Source organism: Pirellulales bacterium (assembly GCA_019694455.1).
In the GTDB taxonomy this organism is placed as follows: Bacteria; Planctomycetota; Planctomycetia; order Pirellulales; family JAEUIK01; genus JAIBBY01.
In genome coordinates, this window is sequence record JAIBBY010000046.1 from 22,812 (window position 1) to 40,750 (window position 17,939).

Annotated in this window: 11 protein-coding genes and 1 pseudogene; 7 read left to right on the forward strand and 5 right to left on the reverse strand. The window is 61.4% G+C overall.

The annotated features are described in order from the left end of the window. Positions 1-14 precede the first annotated feature (14 nt). From K1X71_16455 to K1X71_16465, 3 genes are read right to left on the reverse strand one after another with little or no spacing between them, the layout of a single operon-like run. Positions 15-1,616: a hypothetical protein gene (locus tag K1X71_16455; protein ID MBX7074735.1), complete on the reverse strand. Its 1,602-nt coding sequence runs from the start codon at positions 1,614-1,616 to the stop codon at positions 15-17. Continuing rightward, positions 1,613-3,388: an ABC transporter permease gene (locus tag K1X71_16460; protein MBX7074736.1), complete on the reverse strand. Its 1,776-nt coding sequence runs from the start codon at positions 3,386-3,388 to the stop codon at positions 1,613-1,615. The genes K1X71_16455 and K1X71_16460 overlap by 4 nt, the downstream gene beginning before the upstream one ends. Before the next feature lie 49 nt (positions 3,389-3,437). Beyond that, positions 3,438-4,379, reverse strand: coding sequence for an ABC transporter ATP-binding protein (locus K1X71_16465; protein MBX7074737.1), 942 nt, complete (start codon positions 4,377-4,379; stop codon positions 3,438-3,440). 463 nt (positions 4,380-4,842) lie between these two features. Here K1X71_16465 and K1X71_16470 point away from each other — a divergent pair, with 463 nt between their 5' ends. Continuing rightward, entirely contained in the window at positions 4,843-6,102 is a 1,260-nt protein-coding gene (locus K1X71_16470; protein ID MBX7074738.1) for a hypothetical protein, read from the forward strand. Between the two features lie 104 nt (positions 6,103-6,206). Here the strand turns inward: K1X71_16470 and K1X71_16475 are convergent, their stop codons facing one another. Beyond that, on the reverse strand, positions 6,207-6,638 hold the full coding sequence (locus K1X71_16475; GenBank protein MBX7074739.1) for an Rrf2 family transcriptional regulator: 432 nt from the start codon (positions 6,636-6,638) through the stop codon (positions 6,207-6,209). 97 nt (positions 6,639-6,735) lie between these two features. After that, positions 6,736-7,548, reverse strand: coding sequence for a phosphoadenylyl-sulfate reductase (locus tag K1X71_16480; GenBank protein ID MBX7074740.1), 813 nt, complete (start codon positions 7,546-7,548; stop codon positions 6,736-6,738). A gap of 235 nt (positions 7,549-7,783) precedes the next feature. On the opposite strand from K1X71_16480, the gene K1X71_16485 reads away from it, so the two are divergent. From K1X71_16485 to glnA, 6 genes and pseudogenes are all read left to right on the forward strand, one after another. Continuing rightward, positions 7,784-9,274: a rhamnulokinase gene (locus tag K1X71_16485; GenBank protein ID MBX7074741.1), complete on the forward strand. Its 1,491-nt coding sequence runs from the start codon at positions 7,784-7,786 to the stop codon at positions 9,272-9,274. A 35-nt stretch (positions 9,275-9,309) separates the two neighbouring features. After that, positions 9,310-10,356 (forward strand): Gfo/Idh/MocA family oxidoreductase, encoded by a 1,047-nt coding sequence (locus tag K1X71_16490; GenBank protein ID MBX7074742.1) that lies wholly within the window; start codon positions 9,310-9,312, stop codon positions 10,354-10,356. A gap of 372 nt (positions 10,357-10,728) precedes the next feature. Beyond that, positions 10,729-12,381 (forward strand): S41 family peptidase, encoded by a 1,653-nt coding sequence (locus tag K1X71_16495; protein MBX7074743.1) that lies wholly within the window; start codon positions 10,729-10,731, stop codon positions 12,379-12,381. A gap of 250 nt (positions 12,382-12,631) precedes the next feature. Next, entirely contained in the window at positions 12,632-15,091 is a 2,460-nt protein-coding gene (locus K1X71_16500) for an MMPL family transporter (GenBank protein MBX7074744.1), read from the forward strand. Positions 15,092-15,227: 136 nt separating this feature from the next. After that, positions 15,228-16,163: a mechanosensitive ion channel family protein gene (locus tag K1X71_16505; GenBank protein MBX7074745.1), complete on the forward strand. Its 936-nt coding sequence runs from the start codon at positions 15,228-15,230 to the stop codon at positions 16,161-16,163. A gap of 360 nt (positions 16,164-16,523) precedes the next feature. Continuing rightward, a pseudogene (gene glnA / locus K1X71_16510) lies at positions 16,524-17,939 on the forward strand (type I glutamate--ammonia ligase).

Consider the following 17,939-nt stretch of genomic DNA (forward strand, 5'->3'; position numbering starts at 1 on the left):
CAGACCCAGGAATTTTATTCCTGGGTCTGTTTATTTTCGAGGGGCGGAGTGTCTTGACCGGCGTCGGTGCTGGGTGTGGTGGTGGGCGAAGGCGGCTCGTGCTCTCTGAGCACGTCGGCCAGGATGAAGTCCTCCGGAAATTCCTCGTCCAACTCCTTCAGGCAGCGGCGATAGTGCTGCACCACATCGACCAGATCGGCGCCGGTCATGCCGTCTTTGATCAGTAGCGCAAAGCGCTCGTTGTCCAACAACTTGCGCCACTGAACGAAGCCGGCCTCGTAGGCGGCGCGCGCCTTCTCCAGTTCGACCTCGTTTTGCGCTTGTTGCCCCTCAAAGAATAATCGGCGCGCGGCGAGCGCTTCTTCGGTCTGCTCCGCTCGGCAGCGGTTGAGCCAGTAGACGTAGTTGACGATGTCGCGACTGGTGTTGATGGTCGCCTTGAGATCCTCGTAGCGCATCTGGTCGGCGGCCAGCTTAAGCGCCTGGGCGCGTGTTTCCGGCGGCGCGTGGGCCGCGATCTCCAGCGGCATTACGCGAATCTTTTGCAGCGCTTGATCGGCCAGTTGATATTGCGTGCCTTCGCGATCCGAGAACGGCGTGTCGAGCGCCTGGCGTTCTTCTTCCGAGAGCCCAGCGCGTTTTTCAGCTTCGAGTCGTTTTTCAACGCCTGGCGCCAACTCGGCGATTTTGGCCTTGGCCGTGTCCGATTCACGAACGTAGTCGTCGTACATCGACATGCGGGTGGTCACGCCAGTGACAATTTCGATCGGCTTGTCGCCGTAGCTCAGCCAATCTTGTTCCGCTCGGCCCCAGGCGGCGCGGGCGGCCTGGTCGAAGGCGCCTTCTTCCTCCATGGTTGCAGCGTAATAGATCTGGCACAGCGGCGCCTCGGAGAGGTAGATCAACGGGGAGGCGCCTTCCGCTTCTCCCTGCGAGCCGATGCCGCTCTTCATGCGCTTGCCGCCGGTTTCGACCGCCGTCACGGCGCGCTCGAACCACTCTTTGCCGACCAGCCAGTTGTCGCGCTCGCCCACCGGGCGGGCGCCGTGGAAGTCGTCGTCCTGGCGGAACAGCCGTCGGAACTGCACGCGCTCGTCCGCGCGGCCGATCTTTTGCGAAACAGTGCGGCCAATTTCGCGCATCAGCGTGGGCTCGTCGCGATTGTATTTGAGCCCTTCCTGTACGAAGTCGATGCCGCGAATCACCCAGTGATAGCGGTCGTGGTAGTCGTCGAACTCGACAGAGATGTTGTACGAGAGGTTCCAGCCTTGAAAGATCCACACGCGAATGAAGTTGGGTTGCAGCTTGGCGATTTGCTCGAGCGTGGCCGACAGACTGGTGAAGTCCTTGACCTTTTGATAATGCAGCACCTTCGACCACAACAGGTTGACCGCCACACCGCGCATGCCGAGCGTGGCCAGCTTCATGGTTTCGCTGGCGGGGTCGATTTCGCCCAGGCTGGCCTGACTCAGTCCGGCGCTAGCGCGCTCTTGAGCGATGCGGCCGCCGGGGCGCTGGCTCGACGCAGGCTGCGCCAACCAGGAGAGCACCGGCAGCAGCAGCATGATGCCAACCAGGTACGCCATTTTGCGAGCGAATGGAGTGTGCAAGTTCATCGCGCCACCTCGCGCGTCCGGAAAAACAAAAATCCCGCGATGAAGATCGGCACGAGATACGCGATGCCCTTCACCACATGCGTCCACAAGAGGTCGGCGGGGATGTCGAAACCGTAGGCCACATAGTCCACGTTGCTCAGACCGGCGAAGTCGGGCACGATGGCCAGCACCTTGCCCAGCGCGAAGCGGAACGCCTGGTCGCACATGTTGATGAATGTCGTGCCGGGTCCCGGCTCCAGCGGCACCGTGACGTTCATGCGCGAGACGATGCGATACAGCGCCTCGACCGGCCCGCCGCCCAGGAATGTGCCCGTGGAAATCTGCTGCAAAAAGGGAATAAAGAAGCCGGCGATCACCCCGGCCAAGGTGGCGAGCATCGCCACGGCGCCGTTGAGGAAGGTGCTGAACATCACGCCGGCGGCGGTGACCAGCATCATCTGCAGCCACATGCCGAGATAGCCTTTGATGAAATTCTGCGTGAACGAGGCGTCGCTGGCGCGGATGTAAACATCGGGCTGCGCCATGCCGAAGTATTGGCCGGGCTGCAGGCATTGCAGTTCGACCTGCAAGCGGCCGTCAGCGACCAGATCGCGATACAAATCGAGCGGGTTGCCGTCGGCGTCGGAGAGGCGGGCCGGAATATGGTGGACGTCGGTGGTGAATTCCTTGGCGATGAAATTGCGGGCGGCGCTCGCTTTGCCCGTCTGCGGATTGCGCAACACGAGCGAGCCGAGAATGCCCTTCTCGATGTCTCCCTTGTGGGTGCGGAAGACGCGAATGGTCATTTCGATCGGCAAGCCGCCGGCCAGTTGATCGGCGGAGAGATTATCAAAACCCCAGACGGCCGTGGCCAGCGTGCCTCCCTCGATGTAGCTGCGGTAGGTCCATTCCTCGCCGACGTTCACTCCCTTAGCGATCGGACTGCCGGTGCGATCGCGGAAGGCGAGCTTGCCGTAGATGGGCACTCGCGCGACCAGCATGCCGATCGGGGGGGTGACCACAAATTGGTCTCCCTCCTGCCGCACGCCGTGGTAATGTCCCTGTTCCGTGTCGGTCCGGCCAACGCCGTTGGCGTCGACAAACACTTGATGGCGATGATTGCTGGCGAGTTCGGTTTGGCCGCGAAAACCGCCGTCTTCCTCGGCTGAAATGGGGGTCATCCGGCTGGCCACGATTGTATGCGTGTGATCGAGTCCGCGGACCACGAAGAAGTAGCTCACCACGCCGGTGACCGCGAGCATCGCGGTGCCCACTGCCCCGAACCCGAGCATGCGGCCAAGCACCAGTTCGCTGGGGCGCACCGGCTTGGTGACCACGGTGTAGATCGTGCGATTTTGAATGTCGGACGGCAGGCTGAACACGCTGACGAACAGCCCCAAAAGCAGCGCCAGATAGCTGGTGGTGGTGAGCACAAAGCTCAGATAGAGCCGGGCAGGCTCGTCGCTGGCGGTGTCGAGAAACCAGCCGGCGAACAACAGCACCAAAATAAAGACACCAAACGCCACCAGCACGCGGCGATGGATGGCTTCTTTAATCGATAAGCGCGCGAGAGCGATTACCCGGCGGGGCGAAATGCGCAACAGGTCGCCGAGCGCGGCGCCGAGACCCGAAAGCGTGATTTCCAGCGCCCGGACTGGCCCATTGCGCACCGCGGCGATAAAGAACGCCAAAAGCAGCGCCGCCAGCGCGAGTAGTCCAACCACCTGCAGCCAGGTGTTGAGGGCCTCGGGCAGCCATTGGCCAAAGGGAAGTGGTTCCGTTTCGAGGACCATGCCTAATTCCGTGTTCCGCTTACCGTCAACAGGCCGCCGATCATTCCGCCTAGTTCTTGGCGCCGCCAGATTGCGAGGTCACCGGTTCGCTGGGTGAGTTCGCGGTGATGCGCCTTCCCGGTCGTGCTTCGCTGTCCATCACGATCTTGAGGAACAGTTCCTCAAGGGTGGTGGTGGGGTTTTCCATGCTGAGCACCTGGCCGTTGTTGCGGCGAATGACATCGGCAATTTGATTCTTCGCTTCCTCGCTCAGACCAGCGGCGCGGATCTGCACCTCGTCGCGAATCTTGAGCAGGCTGTCGACGCGTCCCAGTTCTTTAAGCTCGCCCTGATGGAGAATCGCGATGCGGTCGCAGACGTCTTGCACGTCCGCGAGCAAATGGCTCGACAAAAGCACTGTTTTGCCTTGGTCGCGCAGCTTGATAATCAGGTCTTTGATCTCGCGCGTGCCGATCGGATCGAGGCCGCTGGTGGGTTCGTCGAGCAGGATCAACTCGGGGTCGTTGATTAACGCTTGGGCCAAGCCAATTCGGCGGACCATTCCTTTGGAATACTCGCGCAGTTGCCGCCGCCGGGCGCCGCTCAGACCGACCAGTTCGATCAGTTCGTTGGTGCGTTCACGGCGCACCCGAGCCGACATGTCGAACAGCCGGCCGTAGAAGTCGAGCGTCTCTTCGGCATTCAAAAAGCGGTATAGATACGACTCTTCTGGCAGATAGCCGATGCGCTCGTTCTTGGTGACATCGGTGGCCGCCTTGCCAAACACCAACGCCTCGCCACTGGTGGGAAACAGCAGTCCCAGCAGCAGCTTCATCGTGGTGGTCTTGCCCGAGCCGTTGGGGCCCAAGAGGCCAAATACCTCGCCGCGTCGCACTTCGAGGTCTAGCGCCTTGAGCGCGCGGACCTTTTGGCGACCCCAGAAATCGCGATAAACCTTGGAGAGGTTTCGAGTTTGGACGATCGTTTCAGACTCGCGGGGCGGTCGCTCCATACGTTTGGCTCGCGGCGGTCGGAATGAGACAGTAAGAAAAGTAACGCCCAGCGGGGGGCGATAGTGACGGGGGCCCGGCACGAGTGGGATCGACTTGCGCCAATCTGTGGCGCACATTCACTTTACGCCGCTCGTGCTAGTCGGGTTCGCGCCGCGCGGTCGCTTGACCGGTACGGCGCGAAAACCGGAATGTTGCATCATAGGTGAGCCTGATAGCAGCCTCAAGCGCCATGTTCGTGCCGCAATCGGCGACAGGCGAAATCGAGCAGGAGCTATTCGTCGCGATTATCAGGCGACTCCAACCGCACGAAGAAACTCCGGTGTGAGTAGCCAACCGTTGCCAGACATTTCAACCGCGGTTGAGGGCCAAGGGCGGTTTCCTCTATACTGTTTGGCTTGATTTTGCGGGCGAAAGCGAAGTAGTGCAGGCAACCAGCGCAAAGAAAGACAGAGGAACTCAATTATGGCCGGCCTGATCCCCCCCCATGGCGGACTTGATGCACCGCTAGATCTCACGATTCCGGAAGCGGAGCGCAAGGCCTTTCTGGCGGAGGCCGCCAATTTGACCAAAGTGCCAGTGTCGGACGCCGATCTTTCGACGGTCTATCGCTTTGGCGATGGCGCCTTGAGCCCGCTGACCGGCCCCATGGACCGCGCCACCTACAACCGCGTGCTGGACGAGGCCTGCATCGAAAACGGCGGCAAGCGCTACGCCTGGACCATTCCGCTCAGTTTTCCGGTCACCAGCGAACTGGCGGCCAAGCTCAAGCCCGGGCAAAAGGTGGCGCTGGTCAATAGCGCCGGTGAGCCGGTCGCCGAGTTGACACTGAGCGACGTGTTTGAGTGGGACAAGCCGCGCTATATCAAATCGGTGTACGGCACCGAGCGAACCGATCATCCCGGCGCCGACATGGTGCTGAAGGGGGACGCGGACAAGACGCATTTGATCGGAGGCAAGATTCGCACCTTGCCGCAGCCCAAGAACCCGCGTTTTGGCAAATATGTGCTGTCCCCGCGCGAAGTGCGCGAGTTGTTGGCCAAGAAGGGCTGGGATCGGGTCGTGGCGTTCCAAACGCGCAACCCGCTGCATCGCGCGCATGAGTACGCGTTGGTTTACGGCCTGGAAAGCTTGCTGCGCGACGGCCACAACGCCGGCGCCTGCCTCAATCCCTTGATTGGCGAAACCAAAGGCGACGATGTGCCCGCCGCCACGCGGATGGAAACGTACGAGGCGCTGATCGAGTCGCGCGGGCTGGGCGAGGGGGACAGCGACCAGGAGCTGTGGGGGCCACGCAACGAGTCGGTGCCCGACCGCACGATCTTGCTGGGCATGGACATCAAGATGTTCTACGGCGGGCCAAAAGAGGCGGTGATGCACAGCATCTACCGTCAGAATTTTGGTTTCACCAATATCGTGATTGGCCGCAAGCACGCCGATGTGCCATACGCTGATGGCACATCGATCTGGGGCGACTTCGACGCTCAGGAGATGTTTGGCAAACTGGGCGGCGACCTGAAGATTCAGCCGGTCAAAGTCGGCTTTGCCGCCTTCTACGAGTCGCTGGGGCGCGTCGACCTGACGCAGAACCACAAGGAGGAGAAGCCGGTTTCGATCTCTGGCAAGGACGTCCGCAAGGCGCTGGTCGAAGGTCGGGAAGTCGATCCGCGGATCATGCGACCGACCACCTCGCGCATCTTGGCCAAGGCGATGGCCGGAAAGTAGTCAGCGGACGCACGCTGGACAAGCAGCAGCTACAAGAGCCTCGGGAGTTCGATCTCGGGGCTCTTTTTTTGCGCAATGAGCGCTTGTTGCTGTCAGCCGCCGCGCTAGATGTAGTACATATCCTCGGCGCTGCGAGACGCGCGATCGACTAGGTCGGCGAACGTGATCTCGCGCAGCATGCGCTCTTCGACTTCGGTGATTTCGCGCCAAACCTCGGTCAGCACTCGACCAGCCGGCGAATCGGGGGCCGAGGCGCTGACGGCGGCCATTTCGCGGGGACCTTCGATCACCGTCATCACCTCGCCGAGCGAGATTTCTGCCGGGTCCTTGGCCAATTGATAGCCGCCGGCGGCGCCGCGCGTGCTGCTGACAAAACCGGCTCCCTTGAGTTGCAACAAGATCTGCACCAAGAAGCGGGCGGGCACCCCGTGATCTTCGGCGATTTTGCGAATGCGCACCGGCTCGCCCGAGCCATAGCTGGACGCCAACTCCAGCATGGCGATACAGGCGTACTCGGTTTTGGCCGAAACTCGCACGGTTGGCTGCTCGGAAGTAAGTGCTGATGACTTAGGGGCAAAGCGCCCGCAAGAGTTGTGCCCTCAGGTCGTCACCAATCGGTCTGTCGGCCAACTCTTAATGGCTTTCGAGCGTGTGCAATCCGCATTCGCGTTTGCCTGTGCCGCTCCAGCGGCCCGCCCGCTCGTCTTCTCCCGCCGTGACGGCGCGGGTGCAAGGCCAGCAGCCGATGCTGGTGTAGCCTTGGTCGTGCAGCGGGTTGTAGGGAATCTTCTCGTCGACGATCAGCTTCCAGACATCCTTCTTGGTCCAGTTGGCCAAGGGGCTGATCTTCACCAAACCAAATTTACGGTCCCAGCCAACGATGGCGGCCTTGGCGCGATCGCTGCTTTGATCGCGGCGGATACCGCTCATCCAGGCGTTGAGGCCAGTTGAAGCCTCGCGCAGCACCGATAGTTTTCGTTCGGCGCAGCAACGGTCGGGATCGGACTTGTAGACCGGACCACCGTTGGCGGCCTCGTATTCGGCGACCGATAGCTTGGGGCGCCGCAGTTCGACGTTCACCCCGTAGCGCTCGGCGATGCGATCGCGCAGTTCGAGCGTTTCTTTGAATTGATAGCCCGTGTCCAGGTTGAACACGTAAACGCTGGGGTCGATCTTGGCCAGGTAATGAATGATGACGCAGCCCTCGGGACCAAAGGCGGTCGCCATGCCTAGCTTAGGCTGATAGTGCTGCGCGGCCCAGCGAATGATCTCCTCGGGCGAGGAGTCTTCCAGCTTCAGGCTTTGCTCTTTGAGCCAAGCCAAGCCTTCTTGCGTGATGGTGCGAATGCCGTCAGATCCCGCCGGTCCTGGAACAGGAACCTGGCTCGCGGAAGCGGGCACGCTAGTGGCGGCGTTCGACATGAGCAGTGTTGCCGGAGGGGTCATGGCACTTGCTTTCGCTTTGGGAAAGCCAATCCTATGAATGTTACTCTACTAAGTCAACAATCACTATTATCGGTTCGATTTGCATCGATACTCCACCTTTTGCCGGCCGTGCCGCCTATGCCAGCATGGAGCGCATGCTGCGACAAGGTGTTACGCGGCAAAGGCTTGACGATGTGCCGCCGACCGGTCACCATCGCCACTTTGTGCTGAAAACTGGCCCCGGACCCAAGCGGATATGGCCAATCAGGTCTACTTGGCCGTTGATCTTGGCGCCTCTAGCGGGCGTGTGCTGTCGGCATCGTTTGATGGTCGCCGGCTATCGATCGACGAGACGCACCGTTTTGAGAATGGGCCCGTCCGCGTGGGTACGTCGATCTTTTGGGACCTGCTGGGGCTCTGGCGCGAGGTGCTGATTGGTCTGCGAGCCGCCGGCCAGCTCCACGGCCGAGCGGTCGCCAGCGTGGGAGTTGACACCTGGGGGGTCGACTTTGGCCTGTTGACCAGTGACCAGTTGCTGCTCTCGAATCCGTATCACTACCGCGACGCGCGGACTCATGGCGTCATGGAACGAGCGATCGACGAATTAGGACGCGAGGCGATTTTCGCGGAAACCGGCTTGCAGTTCTTGCAGTTCAATACGCTGTTCCAACTGCTGGCGATGAAATGGTCTGGCTCCTCGTTGTTGGAAGTGGCGCATCGGCTGCTGATGATGCCCGACCTGTTTCACTGGCTCCTTTCCGGCCAGCGGACGAACGAGCGGACCAACGCCAGCACCACGCAGTTTTACAATCCACAAACGGCAGATTGGGCCTTCAACCTGCTTGAAACGTGCGGACTGCGCACCGACATTCTCGGCGACATCGTCGAACCTGGCACGTCGCTCGGGGCGCTTTTGCCAATGGTGCGCGAGGAAACTGGTCTGAGCGCGGCACAGGTGATTTTGCCCGCCACGCACGATACCGGGTCGGCGGTCGCGGCCGTGCCGGCAGGTCCTGAATCGGGGCGCTGGTGCTTCATCAGTTCCGGGACCTGGTCGCTGATGGGGGCGGAACTGTCGGCGCCGGTGCTAAGCGCTGCCTGCCGCGAGGCCAATTTCACCAACGAAGTTGGCGCGAACCAAACGATTCGCCTGCTGAAGAATATTGGCGGGCTATGGCTGTTGCAGCAGTCGCGCGCCGCTTGGAAAAAACAGGGGCGCGCCTGGTCGTGGGACGAACTGGCCGCCATGGCCGCGGAGGCGCCGCCGCTCGCCTCGCTGATTGACCCGGATTATCAGGGCTTCTTGTCACCCAGCGACATGCCTGCGGCGATTCGAGATTATTGCCGCGACACTCGGCAGCCGGTTCCGCAAGACGAGCGCGCGGTGACGCGAACGATCATCGAGAGCCTGGCGCTCAAATATCGCTATGTGCTGGAGGCGCTGGAGCGCCTGGTCGGCTACGCGTTCGACACGATACACATTATCGGCGGCGGCACAAAGAACCGGCTGCTCTGTCAGGCGACAGCCGATGCCTGCGGCCGCCGTGTGGTGGCAGGTCCGGTCGAGGCGACCGCCATTGGCAACGCGCTGGTGCAGGCGATCGCGGCGGGGTCGATTGGCAATCTGCAAGATGGTCGACGCGTGGTGCGCGAGTCGTTTGCGACAAACGAGTATGCGCCGCGCGACACCGCGCGGTGGAGCGAGGCCTACCAGCGGTTTCAAGCCTTGATGACGGCGACCCCGTAAAAGACGAATCCTCACGACTCAACAAGAAGCGCGCCATGGTCAATGTCGGCATTGTCGGTATCGGGTTTATGGGCCTGATTCACTATCTGGCCTATCAGCGGATAAGTGGCGCGCGGGTGGCAGCAATTGCGTCGCGCGACCCCAAGAAGCTCGCGGGAGACTGGCGCGGAATTAAAGGTAATTTTGGGCCCGCTGGCTCGCAGATGGATTTGGGCAATGTTCGCCGCTACGCCGAGCTCGATACGCTGCTGTCGGATTCCACCATCGATCTGGTCGATATTTGCCTGCCGCCGGCGCTGCATGCCGAGGCGGCAATCGCGGCTCTGCGGGCAGGCAAGCATGTGTTGTGCGAAAAGCCGATGGCGCTGAATTCCAAGGACGCCGCGCGGATGATGGCGGCCGCTGAAAAGGCGGGGCGCCTGTTGATGGTGGCCCATGTGTTGCCGTTTTTCCCGGAGTACGCCTTTGCGCTTGCGGCAATTCAATCGGGCCGCTACGGCCGGCTGCTGGGCGGACACTTTCGCCGGATTATTTCTGACCCGCTCTGGATCAAGGATTTTTACGATCCGGACCAAGTCGGCGGACCGGTGATTGATTTGCATGTGCATGACGCGCATTTCATTCGCGCGATCGCTGGCATGCCACAGGCGGTGTTCAGCAGTGGGCGATTGCGACCTGGCACAGAGGTCGTTGAGTTCGTCAATACGCAGTTCTTGTATCCAGCCGGCGGGCCGACCATCACCGCCGCCAGCGGCGTGATTCACCAGCAAGGGCGTGGATTTGCGCACGGATACGAGATTTATCTGGAAAAGGGGACACTCTTGTTCGACTTTGCCGCGCTGGCCGACGGCGCGCAGGCCACTCCGCTGACCGTGCTCGGCAAAGGGGGCAAAGTGACGCGTCCCGCCTTGGGGGCGAGCGATCCGCTCGATGGCTTCGTCGCCGAGTTGAAAGAGGCTTGCCGAGCTGTCCAGCGTGGCCAGCCTTCGAGCACGCTCAGTGGAGAACTTGCGCGCGACGCTTTGGTGCTGTGCGAACGGCAATCGCGATCGGTCCGCACGGGCAAAATCGTGCGCATGTAGCGGTTATGCGCCGGTCAAGTCACCCCCACTGGCGAGCGGGGGCGAGCTGTCGCCTCGTGTGTCTGCGACCGCCTGTATCGCAGCCGCAGCGGCGGCTCGCGCGCACGGCAAGTTCGCTAGTTTCCGCACGGCAGGACACAGGGTATGCGCGTTGTAACGGTAGACGCGGACACGTTTTCAAACGCTTTTTTTGACCACCAGCCAACCGTGTCCTATACTCCAGTTGGCCGAACTGCTAGACCCGCATTCGGCGCTGCCACCAAGCTTAGCCCTCTGCGATTGCCTTGGCCTTGGATTTCTATGGGAACGGAAATCCCGGGTGACGCTGCGGAACGCCACCGCGCTGGCAACTCGCTCTGATGGAAATACCGAATGCGCAGTTGGGTCCGCCGTTTCCCCTCAGCTTTGTTGCTGGGCCTGAGTCTGATCGTGTTGCCGGCCAATGCCGCCGCGCAACTCGCCTTCGCGCCGAGCGTCAATCGGCCTGCGTCCGATCCCGTTACCGAGATCCTGCGGCACGGGCAATCACTTGAGCATGATCGGCGTTGGGCCGAGGCGCTTACCTACTACGAGGAATCGCTACGGAAACATCCGGGCAACCGGTTTCTGGAAGAGCGTTTCACCTCGTCCAAGCTGCACTACGACCTCGCCCGGCGCTACAGCGACCATAGCTTTAGCCAGTCGCTGGCCTCCTTAAGCGAGCAAGACGCGCTGGGCCTCTATGCCGAAGTGCTGCTGAAAATCCAGTCGCATTATGTTGATCCGCCGAATTGGGACCAGTTGGTCGAGCGCGGCACCACCGCGCTGGAGGCGGCGCTGCAAGACCCCGTCTTCACTGAGCGAAATGGCCGCCAGGTTTCGTCCGCAGATCTGCAACGCTTCTTCAGCGAGTTGCGTGGGCAGCTTGCTCGCCGTCAGATTCAAGATCGCCACGCCGCCCGCGACGCCGCCGCGCTGGCCGCATACACGGCCAAAGCCCGACTCGGGCTGACCGGCACGCCGGTGGTGTTGGAGTACGTTTGCGGCGCCACCAACGCGCTGGACGATTATTCAGCCTATCTCACGGCCGATCAGCTCAACGAAGTGTATTCGCAGATCGACGGCAACTTTGTGGGACTGGGTATTGAGCTCAAAAGCGCCGAGGGCGCGTTGACGATCGTCAAGGTCATTCCGAGCAGCCCCGCGGAACGCGGCGGGCTGCACGGCGGTGACTCCATCGTGGCGGTCGATGGTCGCGCCACGGCCGACATGAACACCGACGAGGCCGCCAACCTGCTACAAGGTCCCGAAGGGAGCACGGTGCGCGTCACCGCCGTCGCGACCGGCGGCAAGCCGCGAGTGGTGACCCTGGTACGTCAGCATGTCGAGATTCCAAGCGTCACCGACGAATCGATCATCGATCCCGATCGCGGCGTAGCCTACCTCAAGCTAACCTGCTTCCAAAAGACCACCTCGCGCGATCTCGACACGGCGCTGTGGAAGCTGCACCGATTGGGCATGCGCAGCCTCATCATGGATTTGCGCGGCAACCCGGGTGGATTGTTGACCTCGGCCGTGGAAATTGTCGACAAGTTCGTCGAGGCGGGCACGATCGTCAGCACGCGTGGACGCAATCCGAGCGAAGACTTCAACTACTCCGCTCACAAGGCGGGCACTTGGCGCGTGCCATTAGTGGTGCTGATCGACGGCGACAGCGCCAGCGCCAGCGAAATCTTCGCCGGCGCGATGCGCGATCATCGCCGCGCGGTGATGGTGGGCGAGCGCAGCTACGGCAAAGGTTCGGTGCAGGGAATCTTCCCGCTGAATCTATCGCACAGCGGACTGCGGCTGACCACTGCCAAGTTCTATTCGCCCAACGGATTGCCGTTCAGCAAAGTTGGCGTCGAGCCAGATGTGGTCGTGCATCAGGTCGCCAAACCGGTGGTCGACGGGGACATCGCCACCAATCAACAAAGCGCGCTCGTGGCAGACGCCATGCTGGCTCAGGCGTTGACCATCGCACAATCCAATATCGCCCGCAAATAGCCGGGCGTCATCCCGTTCAGTTCCTGCTCTCCTCCCCAGCCCCAAGACACTGGTCTTGGGGCTCTTTTATTGGTGTATCGGGGTCGGGCCGATCTAAGTGCGCCGGCGCAAATGCTGGCGGCTCACGTCGCCGTTGTGTACGATTGGCGTATGGATCTGGGCCGCTGCGATCGTCATCGCGCCTATGCCAACCCCGCCTGATTGGCCCAAGTAAGTTTTTCCCGCCCGCCACTCCCCCGCTGCATTCGGCATGTTTGGAGCGCTCGGACATTTTGTGACGCGGCACTGGCTGCTGGTCATCCTGGCCTGGGGCGTGGCCGCGATTGGCATACATCTCATTGCGCCGCGTTGGGACGACGTGACCCACGATGGCGATCTGGCCTACCTGCCAGCCGAGATGACCAGCGTCCGCGCCGAACGCCTGCTGGCCAAGGCGTTTCCGCAGGATCGGTCGCGCAGCCAAATGGTGTTGGTGGTCGAACGCGCCCAGGGACGACTGACGGCGGAAGATTACGCGGTGGCCGATCAATTGATCGAACGGCTAACGCCTGTCGAACCGGTTGAGGTCGAAGGGGCGAAGGCTGCCCAACCGGTTGCCGCGCCGTCCGCGCTGCCAGTCGTCGACGTGTGGTCGTACCGCACGCCGGTGCTGGGCAAGAAATTGACAAGCGCCTATCAGCCCGCGACGGGACAAGCGACCTTGATCGTGGCGCAGCTTTCCACCGAGTTCATGGCCACACAGAACATCGAAGTGCTCGGCGCGGTGGAAGGTCTGCTGGAGGAGCTTCAGCGGGGCCCGGCATTTCCGCACGGTCTTAATTTAGGTATCAGCGGCTCGGCAGCAGTGGGGGGCGACATGCTGGCGGCCGCCAAGGAGAGCATCGACAAGACTGAGCTCACCACCGTCATTTTGGTGGTGGCGATTCTGCTGATTGTTTATCGCGCGCCGCTATTGGTCGTGGTGCCACTGGCGGCGATCGTGATTTCGGTGTCGATGGCGATGGATTCGATCGCGCTGGCCACGCTGTTCACCGACCGCGTCGATTGGTTTCATTTCAAGGTATTCAAGACGACCAAGATCTTCATCATCACCATTCTGTTTGGCAGCGGCACCAATTACTGCCTGTTCTTAATCGCCCGCTATCGGGAAGAACTCGGCCGGGGGCTGGCGACGGCGCCAGCGCTGGCGATCACCATCCGCCAGGTCGGGGCGGCGCTGGCCGCCAGCGCGATGACCACCATTTTTGGTCTGAGCATGATGGTGTTCTCCGACTTCGGCAAATTCCGCTACAGCGGGCCAGTGATCGCCGTTTGCTTGAGTGTTTGCCTATTGGCCTGCGTGACGCTGGCGCCGGCGCTTGTGCGCGCGCTGGGGCCCAAGGTTTTTTGGCCCTTCAAGGTGGATCCCACTAGCTCTCAGCGAGATCGCCGCCCCAGCCTGATGGATCGCCTTTGGATGGGGACCAGCGATTGGATCGTGCGCCGCCCCGGCCCGATCTTGGCCGTGAGCATCGTCATTTTGCTTTTTCCGGCAGTTGCGGGTTGGACGGTTCCCATTTCGTACAACCTGATCAACGAGCTCAGCGCCGACCGCGCGAGCGTGGTCGGCACGGCGATGCTGCGGCGCCACTTTCCGGCGGGCGACACCGGTCCGGCGACAGTGGTGGTGCATCAAGAGAACGGCCAGTTCGACTCGAAAGCGGGCGAGCGCCGCATCGCTGTCCTGACCAAGGCGCTTTACGAGGTGCCGGGAGTCGTGGCCGTGCGCAGTTTGGCGGAGCCGCTGGGGGACAAGCCGGGGTTTTTCAATCCCTTTCGAGCCAGTGGTCAGCGCAAGATCATCGCCAAGCACAACCCTCGGGCGACCGCCAAGTTTCTCAGTCACGCGCCAGAATATCTGGGCAGCGTCACGCTGCTGGAGGTGATCTTCGAGGACGACCCGTTCTCGCAGGCAGCGACAGCGACGCTGGATCGCATCACCACATTGCTCCATGCGCGTGCCAGCGATGAGTCATCGGATTGGCATGGCGCGCAGTTCGATGTCACCGGCACGACGGCCGGCACGCGCGATCTGCGGGTGGTGATCGAAAGCGACCAGTGGCGAATCATGCAGTTGGTCACCATTGCGGTGTTGGCGGTGATTATCGTCTTGTTGCGGCGGCCGGTGATTTGTCTCTACCTCATCGCCTCGGTGGTGTTCAGTTATCTGGTCACCATCGGCATCACCGAGACCTTCTTTGCGTGGCTGTACGCCGGCACGTTCGAAGGGCTCGACTGGAAGGTGCCCATGTTCTTGTTCGTGATCCTGGTGGCCATCGGCCAGGATTACAACATCTACCTGGTGACGCGAGTCTTTGAGGAGCAGGAGCGCCACGGGGCGATTGAGGGGTTGCGACGAGCGGTGACGCAGACCGGTGGAATCATCACGAGCTGCGGCATTATCATGGCCGGCAGCTTCATGTCGATGCTGACCGGTTCGCTGCGTGGCATGCTGGAACTAGGCTTTGCCCTGACGCTGGGCATTTTGCTCGACACCCTGGTCGTTCGGTCAGTGCTGGTGCCGGCATTTTTGGCCATTTGGTTCCGCCGTTATGACCAGGCTCCGGTGCGGCCCATCGAAGTGCTTGCCACCGAGCCAGCGGCAAACAAGCCGGCCAGCGACGTCGACGAACTGCTGGGCGCACCGGCAGCGCGTGGAGGCTGGCTCTAAGCTACCTGCCGATTGTCACCGCCTGCCACTAATCGCTCTTGCCCCAAACGGGCGATTTGGGGCATTCTGCTGGTTGGTTCCGCATCGCGGGCGCCGCGATGCCGCCAATTATCAATCGCAATGCCAAGGACTCGGCATGGCCAAGCCGATGCACGCCACGTTGGAGCAACTCACCGGCGTCGACGTACCGCCGATTGTCGAATTGTGGCTCCCTGTCGCCATCTTTTTGTTGTTGATCCCGGTGGCGCAATTGACGTTGGCGGTCCTGCGCCGTGTCTGGCTGGCAGGAGTGGCCAAGGCGCCGCTCGATCGAGCGCGGGCGCGGCAGCGCGTCGACACGTTGATTTCGTTCATTCGCAGCGTAGTCTATTTCGCGTTGGTCTTGCTGGCGATGATGCACGCGCTGCAGGCGCTGTTTCCCGGCTTTAACGCCGGCACCGCCACCGGCGCCTTGTCGATCGTGGCTCTGGTGTTGACCGGGATGTTTCGCGATTTGGTCGTCGATGTGGTGAAAGGACTCGACATCCTGTTTGGCGGTCATTACGGGGTGGGCGACTATATCCGCGTGGGCAACTATTCCGGCTATGTCATCGATTTTCAGCTCAAATACACGAAGCTGCGGTCGGCCGCCGGCGAGGAAGTGATTGTGAACAACGCCGCGTGCATCCCTTCGCGCCGTTTTCCCGAGGGGTGGGTGGCCAACTACGTCGACATTGTGCTGGAGAACCCCGGCGACGAGGCAAAGGCCAAAGGGGTGTTGAACGAACTGGGCAAATCTCTCACGGAATTGGTCGAACCAATCAAGGCCGAGCCGGAGTTTCGCGCCGCTTTTGCCCAGCCGGCCACCGGCGCGCTGACGCTGCGGTATGTGGTGCGGGTATTGCCGGGCGCGGATTGGGCGTTATCGGATCGCTATTTGCCGATGATCCGCACGGCGCTGGAGAAGGCGGCGATCCCGCTGGCCCGCGACGTTCAATATTTCTTCATGAACGACTTGCAGGAATTTCGCGAGTTGTTCGACCGCCAAGCGCCGACGCCCGTCGAATCGCACCCCCGGCGCCGGCGACGATAGGGTCTCCGCCGCCTGTAGAGGCCCATGCCAAGTCTGCCCAAAGCGCCGTCAACGAGTGCCGATTTGTTAAGCACGCCGGGTCCGCGTCGACAATTTGCGAGAATTGGCAAAAAAAGCGCAAGCTGCTTGCAACCAAGCGATTAAGCGCTAAGATGATCGGCCAGCAACCGGTGTGGCGGCGCCTGGTTTGCGTTCCCCGCTCGGCTTCGAGCCGCCGATGGCGCTTCTTGTCACGAGAGGCGCACCCGCCTGGCGAGCCTGAGCCAGCTCCAAGAGCGGCGCAGCAAGATCTGTTTCGAGGGCGGCGGCTCGTACCATCCTTCTGGGTCCGTCGTATTTGTTGTTGGAAAGGAAGATTCCGTGAAGCCACAAGAGGTATTGGCGCTCTGCCGGGAGCGAAACGTCAAGGCAATTGACCTGCGTTTCATCGACTTTCCCGGTTTGATGCAGCACTTCACCATCCCGGTCACCAAGCTGGACGAGGACACCTTCGAAGACGGTCTCGGCTTCGATGGTTCGAGCATCCGCGGGTGGCAGGCGATCAACGAGAGCGACATGCTCGTCGTGCCGCAGCCCGACACGGCCTTCATCGATCCGTTCTGCGAGCTGCCGACCTTGGCAATGCTTTGCAATATTCAGGATCCGATCACGCGCGAGGATTACACGCGCGATCCGCGCAATGTCGCGCGCAAGGCGGTCAATTATCTGAAGAGCACCGGCATCGCCGACACCTGCTTCATCGGGCCGGAGGCGGAGTTCTTCATCTTCGACGACGTGCGCTTCGATCAGAAGAACTACGAGGGCTTTTATCACCTCGACAGCATCGAAGGCGAATGGAACCGCGGTCGCGACGAAGGCCCCAACCTCGGCTACAAGCTGCGCTACAAGGAAGGCTACTTCCCGGTGCCGCCGGCCGATCAACTGATGAATCTCCGTAACGAGATGATGCAGACATTGATCGACGCCGGATTGGACGTCGAAGCGCAGCACCATGAGGTTGGCACCGCCGGTCAGAGCGAAATTGACCTGCGCTTCAACGAACTGGTCAAGATGGCCGACGCGATGATGCTCTATAAGTACATCATCAAGAACGTGGCCAAGCGCAATGGCAAGACCGTCACCTTCATGCCCAAGCCGCTCTTTGGCGACAATGGCTCGGGCATGCACACCCACATTTCGTTGTGGAAGGGTGGCGATCCGTTGTTCGCAGGCAGTGGCTATGCCGGTTTGAGCGAGATGGCCATGCACGCCATCGGTGGTCTGCTCAAGCACGCGCCGGCGATTCTGGCGTTCTCCAACCCGACCACGAACAGCTACAAGCGACTCGTGCCGGGTTACGAAGCGCCGGTCAATCTGGCGTACTCGCAGCGGAACCGCTCGGCCTCGTGCCGCATTCCGATGTACAGTCCCAGTCCCAAGGCCAAGCGTGTCGAGTTCCGTTGCCCCGATCCAAGCTGCAATCCGTATCTGGCTTTCTCGGCCATGCTGATGGCCGTGATCGACGGGATTCAGAACAAGATCAATCCGGGCGAACCGCTCGACAAGGATATCTACGATCTGCCGCCCGAAGAATTGGCCAAGGTGCCGAAGACGCCGGGTTCGCTCGACGAAGCGCTGAACGCGCTACACGCGGATCACGAGTTCTTGCTCCGCGGCGAGGTCTTCACCAAGGATGTGATCACCACCTGGATCGACTACAAGATGTAGAAGGAATTCAACGCGGTGCGGATGCGTCCTCACCCGTACGAGTTCTGCCTCTATTTCGACATGTCATCT